Below are 16,216 nucleotides of genomic sequence, written 5' to 3' on the forward strand. Positions count from 1 at the left end.
GGGTACGCACGGGCGGCGCGGCATCCCGGGGGACGGGTGCCGTGCACACCGCCGAGCCCCGTGGACCTAGACTCCCGTGCGTAAAGAACGTCAGGAACGGACAGAGGCACGGACCGGAGGCGCGGAGCATGGAGGCACTGGCGGCAGCGGCGGCCACCGCACCGCAGCAGTCCGGATACTTCCACGTCTACTCCGTCGTCGGACTGCTGGCCGTGGTCGGCGTCCTCTTCGTGACCGTGGCGTTCGCCTCGAACCGGCTGCTGCGCCCCTACGCGCCCACCCCGGAGAAGCTGCTCGCCTACGAGTGCGGGGTGGACCCGGTCGGCGAGGGCTGGGCACAGACCCAGATCCGCTACTACATCTACACGTTCCTGTATGTGATCTTCGCGGTGGACGCCATCTACCTCTTCCCCTGGGCCACCGTCTTCGCCGCTCCGGGGTTCGGCGCGGGGACGCTGATCGAGATGTTCGTCTTCATCGGCTTCCTCGCCGTCGGCCTGCTCTACGCCTGGAAGAAGGGCGTCCTGGAATGGACGTGACCCCCCGCCCGCAGTCGCCCTCCCACTCGCACGGCCACTCGCACGGCGACGCCGCCGCGCCCGGAGCACCCGTGCCGCTGGGGCTTCCCGACCCGGCCCGCCCCGGAGCCGGCTCCGGGGCACTGGAGCCGCGCCGCCTCGGCCCGCTGGCCCGGCTCGCGCCGGACCCGGTGAAGCTCGTCCTCAACTGGGGGCGGCGCTACAGCCTGTGGTGCTTCAACTTCGGACTGGCCTGCTGCGCCATCGAGTTCATCGCGGCGTCGATGGCCAAGCACGACTTCATCCGGATGGGTGTGATCCCGTTCGCGCCGGGCCCGCGCCAGGCCGACCTGATGATCGTCTCGGGCACGGTGACCGACAAGATGGCCCCGGCCGTCAAGCGCCTCTACGAGCAGATGCCCGAGCCCAAGTACGTCATCTCCTTCGGCGCCTGTTCCAACTCCGGCGGCCCGTACTGGGACTCCTACTCCGTCACCAAGGGCGTCGACCAGATCATCCCGGTGGACGTCTACGTCCCCGGCTGCCCGCCGCGGCCCGAGGCGCTGCTCCAGGGCATCCTCAAGCTCCAGGAGAAGATCGCCGGGGAGTCGCTGGCGGACCAGTACCCGGCCCGACCGGCAGTCGGCGCGCTCAAGCGCCCGCTGGTGGCGGGGCCCGGGGCGGCGGAAGGCACCGAGAAGTGAGCACTGCCGAGACCCCCGCCGGGACGCCTGTCGGCGACGGCCCCGGGGCCGAGTCGGGTGCGGCCCGCACCGCTGCCGCGATCGGGCCGTGGGCGACCGGATCGGAGGCGTTCGCGCTGCTCACCGTCGATGTCCCGGCGGAGCACTGGATCGACGCGCTGACCACGGCCAGGGACGGCCTCGGCCTCGCCTACTTCGACTGGCTCAGCGCCGTCGACGAACTGGCCGACGGCTTCTCGGTCTGCGCGCACCTGGCCGCGGTCGGGACCGGCGGCGAGCTGCGCCGCCTGCTGCTGCGCACCCGCGTCGCCCGCGACGCGGCGGCGCTGCCGACCGCGACCGGCGTGTACGCGGGCGCGGCCTGGCACGAGCGCGAGACCCACGAGATGTTCGGCATCGACTTCACCGGTCACCCGGGCCTGGACCTGCTGCTGCTGCCCGAGGGCTTCGAAGGACACCCGCTGCGCAAGGAGTTCGTGCTCGCGGCGCGGGTCGCCAAGGCCTGGCCGGGGGCGAAGGAGCCGGGGGAGAGCGACTACGGCGCCGACGCCGCGGCGACCACCGCGCGCCGACGGATGCTGCCGCCGGGGGTCCCCGACCCGAACGAGTGGGGACCGCTGGCCGGCACCCTCCCGCCGGTGCCCGAGCGCCCCGCGCGCGGGGCGGCCCGCGGCCCCGGGCGGCGACGGCCGCTGCGGCGACCCCCGGCGCGGCGCCCCCGCTCCGGCGGCTGCGGCGGGCGCGGGCGAGCGCCCGGTCCGTGCGGACCGGCCGCGCCGCAACCGGAGCGTCGACCAGGGCTCGGCCAGCCAGGCACCCACCGCTCCTGCCGAGACACCCGCGCCCCCGGCCACCCCCTCGGTCGACCGCCCCGCCCGGCCCACCCCCGACGCGCCCTGGCAGGTAGCCGCCACGCCCACGCCCACGCCGGACCCTGCGCCGGAGCCGGGCCCTGCGCCCGCACCGAAGCCCGAGCCCGCGCCCGCACCGAAGCCCGAGCGCGAGCCGAAGCCCGCGCCCGCACCGAAGCCCGCGCCCGAGCCGACACCGGACCCGGACCCCGCAGCCGAACCGCCGACAGGAGACGACGCATGACCACCGCGCTGGAAGCGCTGCTCCGCTGCGTGGTGATCCTGGTGGTCTTCCTGGTCGTCCCGCTGGTCATCGGTCAGACCGAGCACAAGGTCATGGCCCATATGCAGGGCCGGCTCGGCCCCATGTACGCGGGTGGCTTCCACGGCTGGGCGCAGCTCATCGCCGACGGGACGAAGTTCGCGCAGAAGGAGGACATCGTCCCCGAGGGCGCCGACCGCCGGGTCTTCCAGCTCGCACCCGCCGTCGCGCTGCTGCCCTACCTGGTGGTGCTGATCGCGATCCCGCTCGGTCCGGGCGGCCTCGTCGGCGAGTCGGTCGACGCCGGGCTGTTCTTCGTGCTGGCCGTGATGGGCATCGGCGTGCTCGGCTCGCTGATGGCCGGTTGGGCGTCCGCCAACAAGTTCTCCCTCCTCGGCGGCATCCGCACCGCCGCGCAGCTGCTGGCGTACGAGCTGCCGATGCTGCTCGCCGCCGCCTCGGTGGCCATGGCCGCCGGGACGGTGTCGCTGACCGGGATCATGGGCGCGTTCCACTGGTGGTGGGTGCCGTGGCAGATCGTCGGCGGGTTCGTGTTCTTCACCGCCGGGCTGGCCGAGTTGCAGCGTCCGCCCTTCGACATGCCGATCGCCGACTCCGAGATCATCTTCGGCGCCTACACCGAGTACACCGGCCTGCGGTTCGCCCTGTTCCTGCTGTCCGAGTACGCGGGCATCCTCGTCCTCTGCGCGCTCACCTCCGTGCTGTTCCTGGGCGGCTGGCACGGCCCGCTGTCGGCGGACCTGGGCTGGCTGTGGACGCTGGTGAAGACGTTCGCGCTCGCCTTCGTGGTGATCTGGCTGCGGGTCACCTACCCCCGGCTGCGCGAGGACCAGCTGATGCGCTTCGCCTGGACCGTGCTGGTCCCGCTGTCCCTCGCCCAGCTCGCCCTCACCGGCATCGTCAAGGTGGTGATCTCCTAGTGGCTCCCCTTCCCGGCGGATCCGCGCAGCACGACCACGGTCCCTCCCGGGCCGGCTTCCCCGGGCGTGGCCTGGCCAAGGGCCTCGCGGTGACCCTGCGGACCATGACCCGACGCGCCGTCACCCAGCAGTACCCCGAGGTCCAGCCCGAGCTGCCGCCGCGTTCACGGGGCGTCATCGGGCTGCTGGAGGAGAACTGCACGGTGTGCATGCTCTGTGCGCGCGAGTGCCCCGACTGGTGCATCTACATCGACTCGCACAAGGAGACCCTGCCGGCGGTCGACCCCAACGCCCGGGCCCGCACCCGCAATGTGCTGGACCGCTTCGCCATCGACTTCTCGCTTTGCATGTACTGCGGCATCTGCATCGAGGTCTGCCCCTTCGACGCGCTGTTCTGGTCCCCGGAGTTCGAGTACGCCGAGACGGACATCCTCGAACTCACCCACGAGCGGGACCGGCTCCGCGAGTGGATGTGGACGGTCCCGGCCCCGCCCGCGCTGGACCCGGCCGCCGAGCCCCCCAAGGAGATCGCCGCCGCCCGCAAGGCCGCCGACAAGCTGGCGGCGGCCGAGGCGGCGGCCGCGCCTGCGGCACCCGACGCCGCGACCGGAGAGGAGACCGGCCGGTGACCGGCACCCTCAGTTCCCAGGGGCACTCCTTCCTCACACCCGGCGGCGTCGAGATCGTCTTCGTCCTGGTCGGCCTCGCCGTCCTCGGCGCGGCCCTGCTCACGGTGACCACCCGGCAGCTGGTCCACGCCGCCCTGTGGCTGGTCGTCGCCCTCGGCGGACTCGCCATCGAATACCTCCTGCTCACCGCCGAGTTCATCGCCTGGGTGCAGGTCCTGATCTACCTCGGCTCGGTCGTCGTCCTGGTCCTCTTCGGGCTGATGCTCACCAAGGCGCCCATCGGGATCTCGGCCGACGCCGACTCGGGCAACCGCTGGGTCGCCCTCGGCGTGGCCGTCGCCGCCGCCGCGACCCTGGTCACCCTCGTCGTCGACGCCTTCCGCTGCACCTGGATCGACCTCGCCGTCGGTGACGGCAGCACCCGGGCCAACGGCTCCACCCTGTTCCGCTACTGGGTCCTGCCCTTCGAGGCGCTGTCCGTGCTGCTGCTCGCCGCGCTCGTCGGAGCCGTCGTCATCTCGCGCCGTCACCGAGAGGAGCGCTGACCGGGGTGCATCTCGTCTATCCCGCGGTCCTCGCCGCCCTGCTGTTCTGCGTCGGCCTCTACGGAGTACTCGCGCGCCGCAACGCCGTGCTGGTGCTGATGTCCGTCGAGCTGATGCTCAACGCCGTCAACCTCAACCTGGTGGCCTTCGACGTCTGGCTGCGCGACACCCTGCACGCCGGCCAGGCGCTCACCCTCTTCACCATCACCATCGCCGCCGCCGAGATCGGCCTCGGCCTGGCCATCGTCCTCATGGTCTTCCGCACCCACGGCACCGCCGACGTCGACCGGCTCCGCACCCTCGCCGAGGGTGCCGACAGCATCGCATCCGCCACTGACAGTCCCACGAAGAGCGGCGCCGCCGCCGCTCCCCAGGGGAAGGCCACCGCCGCATGACGCTCACGCTGGCGGTCCTCGTCCCGCTGCTCCCCTTCCTCGGCTCGCTGGCCGGGCTGGCCGCCGGGCACCGCGCCCCCGGCCTGGTCCGGCCGCTGGCCGTGCTGCCGACCCTCGCCGCCGCCGTGCTAGCGGTGGTGGTCGCCGCCGACCTCGGCACCGGCCGGCACCTCGACGCCGCCACCGAACTCACGCCCACCGGCAGCGTCCCGGTCGAGCTCTCGATCCACCTCGACGGCTTCGCCACCCTGCTCGCCGTGCTGGTCGGGGTGGTCGCGACCTGCGTGCAGATCTACTCGACCGCGTACCTGCGGAACGACCCCCGCTACCCCTCCTACGCCGCGCTGGTCTCGCTGTTCACCGCCGCGATGTTCCTGGTCCTCTACTCGGGCGACCTGGTGGTGCTGCTGGTCGGCTGGGAGATCATGGGCATCTGCTCCTACTTCCTGGTCGGCCACCACTGGGAGACGGCGGACGCGCGCTCCGCCTCGATCAAGGCGTTCCTGGTCACCAAGCTCGGCGACGTCCCCTTCCTGTTCGGCATCCTCGCCCTCGGCTCCGCCGCCGGGACGTTCCGGATCAGCGGCGTGCTCCAGGCCGCCGGCGAGGGGCGGATCCACCACCCGACCGTCGTCGCCCTGCTGCTGCTCTGCGGCGTGGCCGGCAAGTCCGCGCAGTTCCCGCTGCACACCTGGCTCCCGGACGCGATGGCCGGTCCCACCCCGGTCTCGGCGCTGATCCACGCCGCGACCATGGTCGCGGCCGGCATCTACCTGGTGGCCCGGCTGCTCCCGGTCTTCCTCCTCTCCTCGGCCGCCCTGGTCGTGCTCGGCGTCATGGCCGCGGTGACCATGGTCGGCTCGGCCCTGTGCGCCTTCGCCCAGGACGACATCAAGCGGGTCCTCGCCTACTCGACGGTCGGCCAGCTCGGCTACATGGCCGGCGCGCTCGCGGTCGGCGACCGCGACGCGGCCGTCTTCCACCTGCTCACCCACGGTGCGTTCAAGGCCCTGCTGTTCCTCGCCGCCGGCGTGGTGATCCACGCCGCCCACACCAACTCGCTCACCGCCATGTCCCGGATGAGCGACCTGCGCCGCCGGGTCCCCGACGCCTACTGGACGATGACGATCGGTCTGCTGGCACTCGCGGGCATCCCTCCCTTCTCCGGCTTCTTCAGCAAGGACGCGGTCCTCACCGCCGCCGAGGACGCCACCCACGGTGACGCCCTCACCGGCGGCCTCGGCCCGGCGAGCGCCGTGCCGCACGCCGTCGGCTGGATCGTCCTGGTCGCCGGACTCGTCACCGGACTGCTGACCGCCGCGTACGCGACCCGGCTGTGGCTGCTGACCTTCCACGCGCCGACGCCGCGCACCACCGCCGGCCGCCCGGCCCAGGTGGCGCTGCCGGGCGGCGACGAGCCGCACGCCATGCGCTGGCCGCTCTGGCTGCTGGCCGTCCCGGCCGTCGCCCTCGGCCTGGTCGGACTGCGCGGCAGCTGGCTGCCCTCCTTCCTCGACGGGACGTCACTCGTCCCCTCCGGCACCACCGCGATCCTCGGCGCCTGCGTCGCGCTGGCCGGGGTCCTGGTCGCCTACCTGGCCTGGCGCCGTGCCACCGCGCTGGTCGCGGACGCGCTGGCGGCACCCGCGCCCGCCGCGCCCGGCGGCGCGGCCCGAGCCGCCCGGGCCGCCCACGAACTGGCCGGGGCCACCCGCCCCGCCGCCACCGCGGCCCACCCCGACCAGGCCGCCGCCGACCTCGCCGACGTCCCCGGCCTCACGCTGGACCAGGCCCTGGCCGAGGCCGACGACGCCGCCCGAGCGGCCCACCTCGCCCCCGATCCGGCCCGGCTGCTGCTCGGGCCGCTGCTCGGTCCGGCCAGCGAAGGCTTCGGCGTCGACCGGCTCTACCGGGCGGTGTTCGTCCGTCCCGTCCTCGGCGCGGCGAGCCTGGTCCGGTTCCTCGACCGGGACGTCATCGAGACCTACCTGGCCGGGGCCGCCGGGGCGCCCCGGCTGCTGGGTCGGGCCGTCCGCCGGGCCCAGAACGGCAACGTCCAGAGCTACCTGAGCGCCATGCTCGCCGGGGCCGTCGTCCTCGCCGTCCTCGTGGAGGCCCTCCGATGAACGCCGTCCTGGCCGCCCTGATCCTGCTGCCGCTGCTCGGCTCCGCGCTCACCCTCGCCCCCGGCCTGTTCGGCCGCGAGCCCGAGCCTGCCGGACGGCGGGCCCTGTGGTTCGGCGCGGTCGTCACCGGACTCGACCTGCTCCTGGCGATCGTCCTCGGCGTCGGCTTCGACCGCGGACACTCCGCCCGGATGCAGGCCGTCACCGACATCGCCTGGATCCCGGCGATCGGCGTCCGACTGCACCTCGGCGTGGACGGGATCTCGCTTCCGCTGCTGCTGCTCACGGCTCTGCTCACCTTCCTCTGCGCGGTCCACTCCCTGCGCCGGCTCCCGGACGGACCGGGCACCCCCAGCCCCCGTGCCTACACCGGCCTGCTGCTGCTGCTCGAAACGGGCATGCTCGGCACCTTCGCCGTCCTCGACCTGATCCTGTTCTTCCTGGCCTTCGAGGTCGTGCTGATCCCCATGTACTTCCTGATCGCCCGCTGGGGCGGCGCGAACCGGGGACCGGCCGCGACCCGTTTCATCCTCTACACCCTGCTCGGCTCCGCGATCATGCTGCTGGGCCTGCTGCTGCTCGGCCTCAAGTCCGGCACCTTCGACATGACCGTGCTGGCCCACCGCCACGGCGCCGGGCTCTCGCACGGCACCCAGGTCCTGGTGGTCCTCGCGATCGGGCTCGGACTGGCCGTCAAGGCGCCGATGTGGCCCTTCCACAGCTGGCTGCCCGACGCCCACACGGCGGCGCCGACCACCGGCTCGGTGCTGCTGGCCGGGGTGCTGCTGAAGATGGGCACCTACGGTTTCGTCCGGGTCCTCCTCCCCTCCGCGCCCGGGGGCATGGCGACGCTCGCGCCGTACCTCGCGGCCTTCGCCGTGGCCGGCATCCTCTACGGCTCGCTGGCCTGCCTCGCCCTGGTCCGCCCCGGCGCCGGGGGCGACCTCAAGCGGCTCATCGCCTACTCCTCCGTCGGTCACATGGGCTTCGTCCTGCTGGGCATCGCGACCCTCACCGCGACCGGGGTCAACGGCGCGCTCTTCGCCAACGTCGCCCACGGCCTGGTCACCGGCCTGCTCTTCTTCCTGGTCGGCGCGGTCAAGGACCGCTACGGCACCGCCGACCTCGACCTCCTGGCCGGGGCCGGAAAGGGGGCGGACGCCGACAGCGGCGCGGCGCTGTACGGACGCGTCCCCCACCTCGGCGGGCTCCTCGCCTTCGCCGCCGTCGCCAGTCTCGGGCTGCCCGGACTGGCCGGCTTCTGGGGCGAACTGCTGGCCATGTTCGGCTCCTTCCATCCTGCGGCGGGGCTCTCCCGCCCCGCCTACCTGGTCTTCATGGCCCTCGCCGGACTCGGCACCCTGCTCACCGCCGGCTACCTGCTGAGCGTCGTCCGCCGGGTCTGCATGGGCGACCCGCGCAGCCGACACCTCGACGCGACCGCCCCGCGCCCCGCCGACGTCCAGACCTACGAGTTCGCAGCCTGGGCACCGCTGGTCGCCCTCATCGTCCTCGCCGGGCTCTGGCCGGCCGCGCTCCTCGGCCTCAGCAACCCCGCCGTCACGGCACTTCTCGGAGGCCACTGAGCCATGGCCATGACCAACCTCGCCGTCGCCGGGGCCGGATCGCTGATCCAGTCGGTCGACTGGCATGCGATCGCCCCGCCGGTCATCCCCGCCGTCGTCGCTCTCGCCGTCCTGGTCGGCGACCTGTTCCTGCCGCTGCCGCGCAAGCCGCTGCTCGGCTGGGTCTCGGTCGGCGGCCTGGTCGTCGCCCTGGCCTCACTGGCCTCACTGTGGTCCGGCCGCCATGCCGCCTTCTGCCTCAAGACCGTAGCGGGCACCACTGACAACGCCGACTGCTCCTATGTCGCCGACCACTTCGCCCTGCTGTTCCAGCTGCTGGTGCTCGGCGGCGCGCTGCTGGTCGCCCTGCTCTCGCTGTTCTCGGTCGAGCAGGACGAACTGCCGCGAGGGGAGTTCTGGTTCCTGCTGCTGAGCTCCGCCGCCGGGGCCGCGCTGCTGCCCGCCGCCCGCGACCTGGCCACGCTGGTCGTCGCGCTGGAGGTCGCCTCGCTGCCGGCCTTCGCGCTGGTCGCGCTGCGCCGGGACGGACGCGGCGGCGAGGCCGCGCTGAAGTTCTTCCTCTCCTCGGTCGCGGCGACCGCGGTGACGCTGCTCGGCGTCAGCTTCGTCTACGCCGCGACCGGCAGCATGTACCTGACCCGGATCGCCGCCGCGCTGCCGCACGTCCCCGGCCAGCTGAAGGCGCTGGCCATGGCCGGGGCGGTGCTCACCCTGGTGGGCTTCGCCTTCAAGACGGCGGCCGTGCCCTTCCACTTCTGGGTGCCCGACACCTACACCGGCGCCCCGGTCCCGGTGGCCGGATACCTCTCCGTGGTCGGCAAGGCCGCCGGGATCTCCGGCCTGGCCCTGATCGCCGTCCTCGGCTTCCACCCGTACGGCCGAACCTGGGGGCTGGGCCTGGCCGTGGTCGCGGCGGTCACCATGACCGTCGGCAACGCCGCCGCCCTGCGCCAGCGCCCGGACACCCCGCACAGCGCGGTCCGGCTGCTGGCCTGGTCGTCGATCGCCCAGGCCGGCTACCTGCTGGTGCCGATCGCCGCCGCCGGTTACGGGCACAGCACCCGCGACCCGCTCGGGGCGACGGTCGCGTACGCGCTGATCTACGGGGTGGTCAACCTCGGCGCCTTCGCCGTGGTGGCCTTCGTGGCGGGCCGGGTGGACGACTACCGGGGACTGTTCGCGGCCCGCCCGGCGACCGCGCTGGCCCTGGCCTTCTTCCTGCTCTGCCTGGCCGGGCTGCCGCCCGGCGTGATCGGGCTCTTCGGCAAGGTCGTGGTCTTCCGGGCCGCCGTCGACTCCGGACTCGGCTGGCTGGCCGTGGTGATGGCGGTGAACGTGGTCGTCGCCCTCTACTACTACCTGGCCTGGACCGCGAAGATCTTCCAGCCCGCCCCGGACGGAGCAGCGGCCGACGCCTCCGGCGCCGGGTCGCCGCTGCCGCTGCCGCTCGCCCTCTGCCTGGGCGTCGCCGCAGCCATCGGCGTGGTCCTCTCCGTCGCCCCGCAGCTGGTGCTCCAGGTGACGACGGCCTCGCTGTTCGGCTGACCTGCGGCGGGTACGGCTCCGCCCCGGCGCGCGCCGGGGCGGGCGCGACGGCGGGCGCCGGGGAACCAGGAGGTCCGCCCCGGCCGTTGGACGAGTCGAATGGGCTGTGAAAGACATCCCCCCATCGCTCGTTCTGGAGGGCTTCCGTGCACCGCCGGCACAACGGTCTGCAGACTGCCGCACTCCTGGGCGGCCTGTCTGCGCTGATCATCGTGATCGGCAGCTTCTGGGGGCGCACCGGGGTGCTGCTGGGCCTGGCGGTGGCGCTGGGGACCAACGGCTTCGCCTACTGGAACAGTGACAAGCTCGCGCTGCGGGCGATGCGGGCCCGTCCGGTGAGCGAGTTCGAGGCCCCCTGGCTGTACCGGATCGTCCGCGAGCTCTCCACCTCCGCCCGGCAGCCCATGCCCCGGCTCTACATCTCGCCCACGCTGGCCCCGAACGCCTTCGCCACCGGGCGCAACCCGCGGAACGCGGCCGTCTGCTGCACCCGTGGCATCTTCGACATCCTGGACGAGCGGGAGCTGCGCGCCGTCCTCGCCCACGAGCTCTCCCACGTCCACAACCGCGACATCCTGATCTCCTCGGTCGCCGGCTCGCTGGCCTCGGCGGTCATGTTCCTCGCCAACTTCGCCTGGCTGATCCCGGACGGCCGGAGCGAGGACGAGGACGGCCCCGGCCTGTTGGGCATCCTGCTGCTGATGGTGCTGGGCCCGTTCGCGGCGACCATGATCAAGCTGGCTGTCGGACGCTCCCGCGAGTACGCGGCCGACGCCTCCGCCGCCCGGCTCACCGGCGACCCGATGGCCCTGGCCGACGCGCTGCGCAAGCTCGACGCCGGGGCCCGACGGCTGCCGCTGCCGCCGGAGCCGCAGCTCCGGGCGACCTGCCACATGATGATCACGAACCCGTTCCGCCGGGGCGAGGCGGGCTCGCGGCTGTTCTCGACCCACCCCCCGATGGCCGAGCGGATCGCCCGGCTGGAGCGGCTGGCCGGATACCGGAACTGAGGTCGCGCCGACGTTCGTCCCCAGGAATACGGTGGCAGACTCGTCCGCAGGGGCCCGAATGCGGTGCACGGGAGGAAGACGAACATGAGTGTGGTCAACTTTGTCCTGAACGTCATCTGGCTGATCCTCTGCGGGCTGTGGATGGCGCTCGGCTATGTGGTCGCCGGGATCATCTGCTGCATCCTGATCGTCACCATCCCCTTCGGCATCGCCTCGTTCCGGATCGCCGGGTACGTGCTGTGGCCGTTCGGCCGCACCACCCGCGAGAGGCCGGACGCCGGGGCGCCCTCCTGCGTGGGCAACGTCATCTGGCTGGTCTTCGCCGGCTGGTGGCTGGCCCTGGGGCACCTCGTCACCAGCATCGCCCTCGCCGTGACGATCATCGGCATCCCGTTCGCCTGGGCCAACCTCAAGCTGATCCCGATCTCGCTGATGCCGCTCGGCCGCGAGGTGGTCCCGACCGACCAGCCCTTCGGCGTCCGCCTCTGAGGCTCCGCCCCGGCCCGGTGGAGCGGGGCCCGGTGGAGCGGGCCCGGGTGGAGCGGGCTCACTCCACCACCGGGCTGCGCCGCTCCACCAGGACCACGTCCCGCCACACCCCGTGGTGCCGGCCGACCCGGGACCGGACGCCGACCACCCGGAACCCGGCCCGCTCGTGCAGCGCCAGGCTGGCGGTGTTCTCCGGGAAGATGCCCGACTGCACGGTCCAGATCCCGGCCGCCTCGGTGGACCGGACCAGCTCGGCCAGCAGGGCCGAGCCGACACCCCGGCCCCGGGCCCGCGGGTGGACGTAGACGGAGTGCTCGACCACCCCGGCGTACACGCTGCGGGCGGACACCGCGGCGACCGCGGCCCAGCCCAGCACGGTGCCGTCCTCGTCCAGCGCGACCAGGCGGTGCCCGGGCAACCGGCCGGCGTCGAAGGCTGCCCAGGAGGGCGCGCAGGTCTCGAACGTCGCATTGCCCTCGTCGATGCCCGACTGGTAGACGGCGAGCACCTGCTCGGCGTGCTCGGCGGTCAGTTCGGTGATGCGGAAAGCCATCCACCGATGATGCCAGTGGGCCCCGGCGGATTCCGTCCGCCCGTGCCGAGGGGCACCATCCGGGCCCGTGCCCGGATGGTGCCCCTGGTCGCCGTACCCCCGTCCCCGCCGCGCGGGGCGCAGGGTCAGCGGTAGTTGACGAACTGGACGGCGAAGTCCAGGTCCTTGCCCTTGACCAGGGCCTGGATCGCCTGGAGGTCGTCCCGGCTCTTGGAGGTGACGCGCAGCTCGTCGCCCTGGACCTGGGCCTTGACACCCTTGGGGCCCTCATCGCGGATGATCTTGGCGACCTTCTTGGCGTTCTCCTGCGAGATGCCCTCCTCGATGGTCGCGAAGATCTTGTACTCCTTGCCGGAGAGCTGCGGCTCGCCGGCGTCCAGGGACTTCAGCGAGATGCCGCGCTTGACCAGCTTGGTCTGGAAGACATCGAGGATCGCGTTGACCCGGTCCTCCGAGTTGGCCCGCATCTCGATCTTCTCGCCGGACCACTCGATGGCGGCGCCGACGTTCTTGAAGTCGAAACGGGTGGTCAGCTCGCGAGCGGCCTGGTTGAGCGCGTTGTCGACCTCCTGCCGCTCGACCTTCGAGACGATGTCGAAACTGGAGTCGGCCATGATCAGTGAGTCTCCTTGACGGTGCTACGACACGGTGGATGCCGGCCGTCCCGGACAAGGGACAGCCACCGCCCCAGCCTATCCACCGCGACCCGCGGCCGCCCTCCTCCTCGCGCAGGGGCCGGCGATCCCGAGGAACCCGCCGATCAACCGAGTGGCGGAGCACCCCCTGCGATCGGGTATTGTTTACCTCGTCGAACGGGAGACCGCGAGACGATCCCTGGCGGGTTGCCCGAGTGGCCAAAGGGAGCAGACTGTAAATCTGCCGGCTCTGCCTTCGAAGGTTCGAACCCTTCACCCGCCACCAGGGAAAGCGGAGGCCCTCCGACTGCACTGCAGTCGGAGGGCCTTTCTGCATGAGGGCGACCGTTCGCCCGGGGGCGGGCGCCCGGCCGCAGCGTGGCCGCACTGCGGTAGGGCCGGACCGAGTGGCGGCCGGGAGCAGCGATGCCGCCGAACGAGGTTCCGCCACCCGGCTCCGGCACGGTTCCCTCCGGCACCCTCCGGTTCGTCCGCAACGGCCTCCACCGGCTCGGCGTCACCGCCGAGGCCCTGTCCCTGCAGGTCGGCTCCGGGCCGCCGACCGCCGCCGACGAGGACGAGGACGAGGACGGGGACGAGGACGCCCGGGAGTCCACGGACCTGCTGTCGAGGCTCTGGCGGCTCGGGCTGGCCGAGCTGGACGACCCGCTGCTCGGCCTCCACGTGTCCGAGCAGTGGAGCCGTGGCAGCCTCCAACTGCACGACTACCTCTTCGGCACGGCGGCCACCCTGGGCGACGGGCTCGCCCTCGCCGTCCGCTACGCCCACGTCGTCAGCGACAGCGCCGGGGCCAATGACGTCGACCTGGTCGAGGAGGCGGACGGGCCGGTCACCCTCCGCTACCAGGTGCGCACGTCCTTCCCCGAAGTCGACGCAGTGGCCAGCCAGTTCGCGCTCGCGACGCTGCTCCGCCGGGCCCGGTCCGACCTCGGCGCGGACCTCTCCCCGTTACGGGTCGGCTTCGCCGCCGCCCCGCCGCGCCACGGCCGGGAGCTGGCCGCGGCCTTCGGGACCGACCGGGTCGACTTCCGGCAGGAGCGGACCACGATGACCTTCGCCAGGGCCGACCTCGAACGCCCGCTGCCGGGAGCGGATCCGGCCCTCGCGCGGATCCTGCGGGCACATGCGGATTCGATCGCCGCGGCCGCTCCGTCCCCACGCGCTCCGCAGTGGCGCGACGGGTTCCGACAGCTCCTCGTCGAAGGACTGACGGACCGGGAGCTGTCGGTGGCCACCGTCGCCCGGCGCATGACGATGAGTCAGCGCACGCTCCAGCGAAGGCTGGAGGAGGAGGGCACCAGCTGGCGCGAGGAGCTGGACGCGGTGCGCCGCGAGCAGGCCGAGCGGCTGCTGCGGTCCGGGCTTGACCGGTCGGCGACGGCCGACCGGCTCGGCTACTCCGACGCCCGGGCCCTGCGCCGCGCGCTGCACCGCTGGGCGCACGCGGCCGGATGACGCCGGGCCAGCCGGCCCCGCCGGGCCGAGGGCGTGGCCGAGGGCGTGGCGCGTTCGGTCCGGACGACGGCGCGCCGGGTCCTCCCGCCGGGTGCGCCCCTCCGGCGAGACTTGCGGACGGCGAGAGGAGCCGACGATGTCCTACCAGTGGCTGATGGACCCGAAGGACCTGTTCGAGGAGCGCTACCCGCAGATGCTCACCCTGGGCCTGCCGGTGGCGGACGTGGACGCGGTCCGCGGCGCGGTGGCCGAGATGTGGCCGGACCAGCCCGGTGGCTGGGTGCACGAGTGGTCGGCCCTGGCCTCCCGGTACGCCGCCGGGGGGCGGCACGACCTGGCCGTCCTGGCCTACGGGTGGGCCAAGTTCCCGGTGCTGGCCGACTCGGCCAAGCGGACCGCGCTGACCAGGCAGACCGAGCAGTACCGGCTGGCTGCGCCCGGATTCCCGGTGCCCTTCGAGCGCCGGGTGCTGGAGGTGCCGTACCGGGGCGGGACCACTCCGGTCCCGGTGCACCTGCTGGGCGCGCCCGGCGGTCCGGTGCTGATCGCCAGCGGCGGGGTGGACACCTGGAAGATGGACCTCCACCCGCTGCTGGTGGAGCTGGTGCTGCGGACCGGGGTCCGGGTGATGGCCTTCGACCACGCCGGGACCGGGGAGTCGGCCGTGCCGATGACCGCCGACGGCGGAATCGAGATCGTCCGCGGCCTCATCGCCGAGGCCCGCGCCATCGGCGACGGCCGGGTCGGCCACTTCGGCTTCTCCATGGGCGGCTACTACGCCGCGCACTCCGGACTGGCGGGCGAGGTCGACGCCGCCGTGGTCCTGGGCGGGCCGGTGCGGTTCGGGTTCGCCGAGGAGAACGCCGGGCGGCTGACGTTCGGCATGGCCGACATCTTCGGCAACGCCCTCGGCCTGGACCGTCGGCCCACGACGGCCGAACTGGGCCGGGCGATGGCCGACTTCCCGCTCACCGCACTGCTGGAGCCGGAGGCCAACGCGCCGATGCTGGTGGTCAACGGGGCCGACGACATCCATGTCCCGCAGCAGGACACGCTGCTGTTCACCGGGCGTCGCGACACCGAGGTCCGGCTGGTGCCGGACACCGGCCACGTCGCGGCCTCCAAGCTGCCCGAGGTGATGCCGGTGATCACTGAGTGGCTCGGCAAGCACCTCTGAGCGCGCCGCCCCCGGGCGTCCTCGGAGACCGAGGTGCTGCCGCCCCGGGCGGTGACGGCGGAGGCGGCGGTCTGCCACCGCGTCAGAACGCGGTCGCCGGGGCGGATCGGGCCGTACCGGCTGTTGGCGGCGCGTGGTAGAAAGCGAAGCGATCCCGTGGCAGCGGGACGCGGTCGGACGAGCGGGGAGCGCAGAGGGCTTCGGGGCGACGCGCCGACGCGGTGGAGGAGATCGGGGACGCCGATGGGCGAAGCGGTGGAAGTGCGTGAGGCGGTACCGGCGGACGCCGAGGCGGCCGTGGACCTCTGGAAGTCGTCGCATGTGATCCGGCGCAACGGCAGGCCGCTGCCGGAAGCCCACATAGCCTCGGCGTACCAGCGGATGTCCGTCCCCGGGGCGCTGCTGCTGCTCGCCCACGACCCCTGTCCGGAAGGCGCGCCGGACGGCGCGCGCCCGCCCGTCGTCGGGACCATCCTCGGGGTCCAGGGCCTCGACCGGGACGGCCTGGGTCCGGCGGTGCCCGGGCTGGTGCACGTCTGCCTGCTCAGCGTCGCCCCCGATCGCTGGGGGCAGCACATCGGACGGCTGCTGGTCGAGCAGATGCTGCTCCGGGCGGCGGAGCACGGCTACCGGCGGGCCCAGCTCTGGACCCACGCCGACAACCTGCGGGCCAACCGCCTCTACAAGGCGATGGGCTTCCGCCGCAGCGGACGGGTCCGGGTGGACGACTGGGGTGAACTGCTCGTCCACTACTGGCGCACGCTGGAGGGCTGA

General features: G+C 73.2%; 16 protein-coding genes, 1 tRNA gene and 1 pseudogene. 16 read left to right on the forward strand and 2 right to left on the reverse strand.

The window, feature by feature from the left end; genetic code table 11:
- Positions 1 to 128 precede the first annotated feature (128 nt).
- The 12 genes and pseudogenes from BS75_RS24395 to BS75_RS24445 all read left to right on the forward strand — a co-directional run bounded on the left by BS75_RS24395 (position 129) and on the right by BS75_RS24445 (position 11,601).
- A complete protein-coding gene (locus tag BS75_RS24395) occupies positions 129 to 539 on the forward strand; it encodes an NADH-quinone oxidoreductase subunit A (RefSeq protein WP_042440065.1) in 411 nt (136 codons plus the stop codon).
- The gene (locus BS75_RS24400; RefSeq protein WP_034089773.1) at positions 530 to 1,222 is read left to right on the forward strand and encodes an NADH-quinone oxidoreductase subunit B; all 693 of its coding nucleotides are present in this window, start codon (positions 530 to 532) and stop codon (positions 1,220 to 1,222) included. The genes BS75_RS24395 and BS75_RS24400 overlap by 10 nt, the downstream gene beginning before the upstream one ends.
- A pseudogene (locus BS75_RS52295) lies at positions 1,219 to 1,650 on the forward strand (NADH-quinone oxidoreductase subunit C); the annotation flags it as partial. The gene BS75_RS24400 and the pseudogene BS75_RS52295, both read left to right, overlap by 4 nt.
- A 663-nt stretch (positions 1,651 to 2,313) precedes the next feature.
- Positions 2,314 to 3,276: a complex I subunit 1/NuoH family protein gene (locus BS75_RS50580; protein WP_034093696.1), complete on the forward strand. Its 963-nt coding sequence runs from the start codon at positions 2,314 to 2,316 to the stop codon at positions 3,274 to 3,276.
- 104 nt (positions 3,277 to 3,380) lie between these two features.
- On the forward strand, positions 3,381 to 3,905 hold the full coding sequence (locus tag BS75_RS24410; RefSeq protein WP_042437273.1) for a 4Fe-4S binding protein: 525 nt from the start codon (positions 3,381 to 3,383) through the stop codon (positions 3,903 to 3,905).
- Positions 3,902 to 4,450, forward strand: coding sequence for an NADH-quinone oxidoreductase subunit J family protein (locus tag BS75_RS24415; protein WP_034089774.1), 549 nt, complete (start codon positions 3,902 to 3,904; stop codon positions 4,448 to 4,450). Before BS75_RS24410 ends, BS75_RS24415 begins: the two co-directional genes overlap by 4 nt.
- A gap of 5 nt (positions 4,451 to 4,455) precedes the next feature.
- On the forward strand, positions 4,456 to 4,845 hold the full coding sequence (nuoK, locus tag BS75_RS24420; RefSeq protein WP_034089775.1) for an NADH-quinone oxidoreductase subunit NuoK: 390 nt from the start codon (positions 4,456 to 4,458) through the stop codon (positions 4,843 to 4,845).
- Positions 4,842 to 6,971 (forward strand): NADH-quinone oxidoreductase subunit 5 family protein, encoded by a 2,130-nt coding sequence (locus tag BS75_RS24425; RefSeq protein ID WP_034089776.1) that lies wholly within the window; start codon positions 4,842 to 4,844, stop codon positions 6,969 to 6,971. Before nuoK ends, BS75_RS24425 begins: the two co-directional genes overlap by 4 nt.
- Positions 6,968 to 8,557, forward strand: coding sequence for a complex I subunit 4 family protein (locus BS75_RS24430; protein WP_034089777.1), 1,590 nt, complete (start codon positions 6,968 to 6,970; stop codon positions 8,555 to 8,557). Before BS75_RS24425 ends, BS75_RS24430 begins: the two co-directional genes overlap by 4 nt.
- A gap of 9 nt (positions 8,558 to 8,566) precedes the next feature.
- Positions 8,567 to 10,102, forward strand: coding sequence for an NADH-quinone oxidoreductase subunit N (locus BS75_RS24435; RefSeq protein WP_034089778.1), 1,536 nt, complete (start codon positions 8,567 to 8,569; stop codon positions 10,100 to 10,102).
- A gap of 146 nt (positions 10,103 to 10,248) precedes the next feature.
- Positions 10,249 to 11,112: a zinc metalloprotease HtpX gene (htpX, locus tag BS75_RS24440; protein ID WP_034089779.1), complete on the forward strand. Its 864-nt coding sequence runs from the start codon at positions 10,249 to 10,251 to the stop codon at positions 11,110 to 11,112.
- An 84-nt stretch (positions 11,113 to 11,196) separates the two neighbouring features.
- Positions 11,197 to 11,601, forward strand: a complete 405-nt coding sequence (locus BS75_RS24445; RefSeq protein ID WP_034089780.1) for a YccF domain-containing protein — start codon at positions 11,197 to 11,199, stop codon at positions 11,599 to 11,601.
- A 58-nt stretch (positions 11,602 to 11,659) separates the two neighbouring features.
- Here the strand turns inward: BS75_RS24445 and BS75_RS24450 are convergent, their stop codons facing one another.
- Both BS75_RS24450 and BS75_RS24455 read right to left on the reverse strand, forming a co-directional pair.
- The gene (locus BS75_RS24450) at positions 11,660 to 12,154 is read right to left on the reverse strand and encodes a GNAT family N-acetyltransferase (protein WP_034089781.1); all 495 of its coding nucleotides are present in this window, start codon (positions 12,152 to 12,154) and stop codon (positions 11,660 to 11,662) included.
- 125 nt (positions 12,155 to 12,279) lie between these two features.
- Complete coding sequence (locus BS75_RS24455; RefSeq protein WP_034089782.1) at positions 12,280 to 12,768, reverse strand: YajQ family cyclic di-GMP-binding protein; 489 nt, start codon at positions 12,766 to 12,768, stop codon at positions 12,280 to 12,282.
- Between the two features lie 222 nt (positions 12,769 to 12,990).
- On the opposite strand from BS75_RS24455, the gene BS75_RS24460 reads away from it, so the two are divergent.
- The 4 genes from BS75_RS24460 (at position 12,991) to BS75_RS24475 (ending at position 16,216) form a co-directional block, all read left to right on the forward strand.
- Positions 12,991 to 13,075, forward strand: a tRNA-Tyr gene (locus tag BS75_RS24460).
- Between the two features lie 140 nt (positions 13,076 to 13,215).
- Positions 13,216 to 14,265: an AraC family transcriptional regulator gene (locus BS75_RS24465; protein WP_052069668.1), complete on the forward strand. Its 1,050-nt coding sequence runs from the start codon at positions 13,216 to 13,218 to the stop codon at positions 14,263 to 14,265.
- A gap of 136 nt (positions 14,266 to 14,401) precedes the next feature.
- A complete protein-coding gene (locus tag BS75_RS24470; RefSeq protein ID WP_034089783.1) occupies positions 14,402 to 15,442 on the forward strand; it encodes an alpha/beta hydrolase family protein in 1,041 nt (346 codons plus the stop codon).
- A gap of 243 nt (positions 15,443 to 15,685) precedes the next feature.
- The gene (locus BS75_RS24475; protein WP_034089784.1) at positions 15,686 to 16,216 is read left to right on the forward strand and encodes a GNAT family N-acetyltransferase; all 531 of its coding nucleotides are present in this window, start codon (positions 15,686 to 15,688) and stop codon (positions 16,214 to 16,216) included.

This window comes from Streptacidiphilus albus JL83, from assembly GCF_000744705.1.
GTDB lineage: Bacteria > Actinomycetota > Actinomycetes > Streptomycetales > Streptomycetaceae > Streptacidiphilus > Streptacidiphilus albus.